This is a genomic window from Pseudoalteromonas sp. TAE56, assembly GCF_000497955.1.
Taxonomy (GTDB): domain Bacteria; phylum Pseudomonadota; class Gammaproteobacteria; order Enterobacterales; family Alteromonadaceae; genus Pseudoalteromonas.
In genome coordinates this window covers 1-4,647 of record NZ_AUTN01000026.1, presented here as the reverse complement: position 1 = coordinate 4,647, position 4,647 = coordinate 1, and the positions used below count along the sequence as shown (strand labels likewise).

4 protein-coding genes and 1 pseudogene are annotated in these 4,647 nt (G+C 40.5%); 1 reads left to right on the top strand and 4 read right to left on the bottom strand.

The genetic code is table 11. From position 1 onward, the window contains the following. A pseudogene (locus L656_RS0100995) lies at positions 1 to 317 on the bottom strand (HD domain-containing protein); the annotation flags it as partial. Positions 318 to 381: 64 nt separating this feature from the next. Between L656_RS0100995 and L656_RS0100990 the strand changes: the two are divergent. Then, a complete protein-coding gene (locus L656_RS0100990; RefSeq protein ID WP_024597851.1) occupies positions 382 to 1,572 on the top strand; it encodes a class I SAM-dependent methyltransferase in 1,191 nt (396 codons plus the stop codon). 30 nt (positions 1,573 to 1,602) lie between these two features. Here L656_RS0100990 and L656_RS0100985 read toward each other — a convergent pair whose 3' ends face one another. The 3 genes from L656_RS0100985 to hrpA form a co-directional block, all read right to left on the bottom strand. Continuing rightward, on the bottom strand, positions 1,603 to 1,899 hold the full coding sequence (locus L656_RS0100985) for a PilZ domain-containing protein (protein WP_007581065.1): 297 nt from the start codon (positions 1,897 to 1,899) through the stop codon (positions 1,603 to 1,605). 9 nt (positions 1,900 to 1,908) lie between these two features. Then, positions 1,909 to 2,289, bottom strand: a complete 381-nt coding sequence (locus L656_RS0100980) for a response regulator (protein ID WP_024597850.1) — start codon at positions 2,287 to 2,289, stop codon at positions 1,909 to 1,911. A gap of 75 nt (positions 2,290 to 2,364) precedes the next feature. Further along, on the bottom strand, positions 2,365 to 4,647 hold a 2,283-nt coding region (gene hrpA, locus L656_RS0100975), incomplete at its 5' end, for an ATP-dependent RNA helicase HrpA (RefSeq protein WP_024597849.1).

Sequence of the window (4,647 nt, the reverse complement as noted above, 5' to 3'; positions counted from 1 at the left end):
GTAGAGGCTTTTGCACGATCAGGGTGATTTTTAGCCACTGCCACGCAATCGTGCATCCACGCTGCAGGTAATACCACCGACATGTTTGCCTGCTCTGCATTACATAGCTGTATTGCAACACGTACCACGCGTTCTATGTGGGTAATATCGTGAGCTACATCGGCATGCACTAAAGAAGTTATAAATTCTCTACATTGTGAATTAAGTATTTTTAAATCGGGGCTTAAAACGGCGTCAGGCACTATTAGGTTCCAAAAGCTAATGAATAGGTAAATTATCCGTACTTTACCGTGCTTTATGCCCCCCTTGCAAAACATTCATTGTATGTTGCTCGCTGCTTGACTAAAATACAGCGCTTATTTATTACTACTGAGAAGCCTTATGTCATCTGCCGTTTACCTACAAGCTGGTCGCGATAAATCATTAAAAAGAAAACACCCTTGGTTATTTTCAAAAGCCATCAAAAAAATTAAAGGTAAACCAGGATTAGGCGACACAGTAACGATTCACGACAGTGAAGGTAAATTTTTAGCAACTGCTGCTTATAGCCCTCACTCACAAATTCGCGCACGTGTTTGGAGCTTTGACGAAAAAGAAATCATCGATCAAAACTTTTTTGAACGCCGTTTACGTCGTTCATTAGAAGCACGTAGCCAAGTAATAGAAGAAGGCGGATTAACAGGGTTTCGATTATGTGCCGCTGAATCTGATTACTTACCAGGCGTTACAATCGATAAGTTTGATAACGTATTAGTGTGTCAGCTACTAAGTGCGGGTGCCGAGCGTCATAAAGGCGAGATTGTTGGCGCGTTGATGTCTATTTTCCCGGGTTCTAGCATATACGAACGTTCAGATGTAGAAGTACGTACTAAAGAAGGCTTAGAGCCAATAAAAGGCGCTCTTTGGGGTAATGAACCAACACAGCCAGTACTTATTGATGAAAACGGTTTTAAAATTGAAGTCGATATAATCGACGGACATAAAACGGGCTTTTATTTAGACCAACGCGATAGCCGTGCCGCACTTGAGCGTTTTTCAAAGGGTAAAACGGTACTTAACTGTTTTAGTTATACAGGTACATTTTCGTTGTACGCTTTGCGTGGTGGATGTGAGCATGTAACTAACGTAGACGTATCTCAGCCAGCGCTTGATACTGCAAAACGTAATGTTGAGCATAATAACTTAGATTTAGATAAAGTGAGCTTTGTTAAGCAGGATGTATTTAAGTTACTACGCCAATACCGCGACGAAGGCAAACAGTTTGATACCATCGTAATGGACCCACCAAAGTTTGCTGATAATAAAGCGCAGCTAACAGGTGCGTGCCGTGGTTATAAAGATATCAACATGATAGCCATGCAAATACTAAAACCAGGCGGAACATTACTAACATTCTCATGTTCTGGTTTAATGGAACAAAACTTGTTTCAAAAAGTAGTCGCCGATGCAGCTCTTGATGCAGGTAAAGACCTACTTATAATGGAGCGATTAAACCAGGCAGCTGATCATCCAATTGCTGGCAGCTACCCTGAAGGCTTTTACTTAAAAGGCTTAATCTGTAAGGTTTTTTAATATCTACTATTGAGTTTAACTAGATTCAACTTAGTTAAACTGAATAATTTCAAGACCTGCTGTTACCGTGCCATCATCTTCTTTGCTGGCACGTATTACTTTTGCTGTTGCATTTAAAGGCGCAATACTTGGGTGAGTTGAATCAATGTTCACCGTCAGTAATGTATTAGGTTCAAGTAATTCATCTAAATGAATTGATAAACCTGTTGCACTTAAATCCACGCACTCTGCGGCAAAACTTAAACCCGCTATGGGTTCTATCGTCGTTAAATTTGCAGGTGTATTGATCTGCATGCGTCTAAAATTTCGCTTATCATCAGTAAACATACGTTACCTCTAAACAACCGTGTTAATTTCTTCCAATAAAGCACCCACTGAAAATGGCTTTACAACATATGCATTGCAACCAGCATCAAACCCTGCTTGCTTTTCAGACGGAGACTCAAGGCCCGATACCATAACAACAGGAATATTTTTTGTTTCAGGTGTGTGTTTTAGCATTCGGCATGTATCATAACCATCAAGACCTGGCATACAAACATCAAGCAAAATTATATCTGGCGGACTCGCAATTGCCGATGCAAGGCAGCTTTGCCCTGAATCTGCATAACTAACATCAAATTTCGACGCCAGTGCTGCTTTAAGCATTTCAAAATTAAAATACTCGTCGTCTACCACTAAAAGTCGCTTTGTTTTATGTTCAATCGATGAGGACATAACTATGTCGCTTCCTTTTCAAAACAAAAATAAATCCTCCTATTAAGGTACTAAGCTTAATAGAAAATGCAAGTTTTATTCTATCTCTTTTATCGCATTGAGTACTCGCTTAGCCGAAATTGGGTAAGGAGTTCCAAGTGTTTGAGCAAATAGCGACACTCTTAGCTCTTGTTGCATCCAAAAGATAGCGGTTACCTCTTGTGGGATAGGTAACCCTTTAGGCGTTTTATTAACTACCTTTTTGTACTCTTGAGCAACTTTATCGAGCTCTAATACGCATAACCTATCACGATTTGGATCCACAGGTAGTTTTTCTAAACGTTTTTGAATCGCTTTTAAATAACGAATTAAATCCGTTATTTTATCTGCGCCATGCGCGCTCACAAAGCCTTTAAATATAAGTGACTCAAGCTGTGATTTTATATCGCCATGCGCGGTGATCATGGTTAAATCAACACGCCCTTTCATTTTTTTATGCAGTGCGTGCGCAATACTCAATACTTGCTCAACTTGCGTTGCAATCGATACAACTGAGTCACCGAGCTCACCTCGTATTTGCTCTTTTACTGTTTCAAATGCTTTTTCATCGCGTATATCGCCGTGTTTCACTAATAAGCTATCAACACCTGCGGCGATACAGTCATCAATTAAATCGGCTATTTTACCAAACGGATTAAAATACAAACCCAACTTTGCTTTATTGGGTAAGTTTTGTTGTAAGTACTTAATTGGCGACGGCACATTTAACAATACTAAACGGCGCAAACCTTGTTGATGCGCTTGCTGCGCTTTTGCTTCACTATCAAAAAGCTCTACTGCAGCGGCTGACTTTTTATCCACCAGCGCAGGGTACGCCTTTATTTCGTATTGACCTTGTTTTTTAACATATGACGCTGGCAGCTCACCAAAGTCCCATTGTGTTAGGTCTGATTTTTCAATGCCTTTATCGGCTACTTTAGACAATGTTTCGGTTACTTCACCTTGCAGCTCTGCTTTAAGTTTGGCTAAATCAAGTCCACGGGCAAGTAACTTATCGTGTTCATCACGTACTTCAAACTGTAATCGCAAATGCGGCGCAAGGGCTGTTAAATCCCACGCCTCCATATCAACTCTCACACCTGTCATTCTTAATAAACGCGTAGCTAAAGCATCAATTAAGCCCCCTTGCATTGGCTCAATGGCTGCAAGCACTGCATCTGCATAATTTGGTGCTGGCACAAAATTGCGGCGCAGCGATTTAGGCAATGACTTTATAAGTCCACTTATTAGCTCATGTCTAAATGCAGGTATGTGCCAGTCAAAACCACTCTCTTGTACTTGATTCAACAGCGCTACCGGTATTTGTACCGCAACACCATCAACCGCTTGGCCTGGGTCAAAATGATAAGCAAGTGGTAATATAATATTGTCTTGCTGCCATGTGTCAGGGTAATCAAACTCAGTAATATTACTTGCGCCATGCTGCATTAACTCTTCACGAGTCATATGTAAGTAATGTTTATTTTGTTGTTTTTGTGTTTTATACCATTTTAAAAATGCAGCGCGGTTATTAATTTCTTTGGGAATTTTTTTATCGTAAAACTCAAATAACGTTTGCTCATCAACTAAAATATCACGGCGACGCGACTTATTTTCCAGAACTTGAATATCTTCTATTAACTCACGGTTAAACGCTAAAAAGCTCTCGTTTAAACCCAGCTCTTGCTCAACTAATGCGGTGCGTACAAAAAGCTCTCGACTTACTTTTGGGTCGATATTGCTATAAACACAGCGGCGTTTATTTACAACAAGTAGGCCGTACAAAGTTTGCTGCTCAAACGCGATTACCGCACCTGGCTTTTTCTCCCAGTGTGGCTCTGTGTAGCTGCGTTTTACTAAATGCTGTGCTAATGGTTCTACCCAGTTAATGTCTATTTTTGCATTTGTGCGGGCATATAATTTACTGGTTTCTACAAGCTCCGCCGACATAATCCATTTAGGGCTCTTTTTAAATAAACCTGAACCCGGAAAAATATGAAACTGACTATTACGTGCGCCTTTGTATATTTGTTTATCATCTTTAAAGCCAATGTGGCTCAGCATTCCGCTTAATAACGCTTTATGAACAAGTTCGCCATCAGCCGTTTGGCTGGTTGCTTTCATGCCCATTTCGTTACACACAGTACTTATTTGATAAACAATATCTTGCCACTCACGCAGGCGCATATAGGCTAGGAAATCTTTTTGACACAGCTTTCTAAACTGGCCGTTAGTTAGCTCGCTTTGCTGCTCTTCTAGGTAATTCCATAAGTTTAAAAAAGCGATAAAGTCTGAATCTGGGTCGTCAAAGCGACCGTGTTTTTCATTGGCTGCAGCACG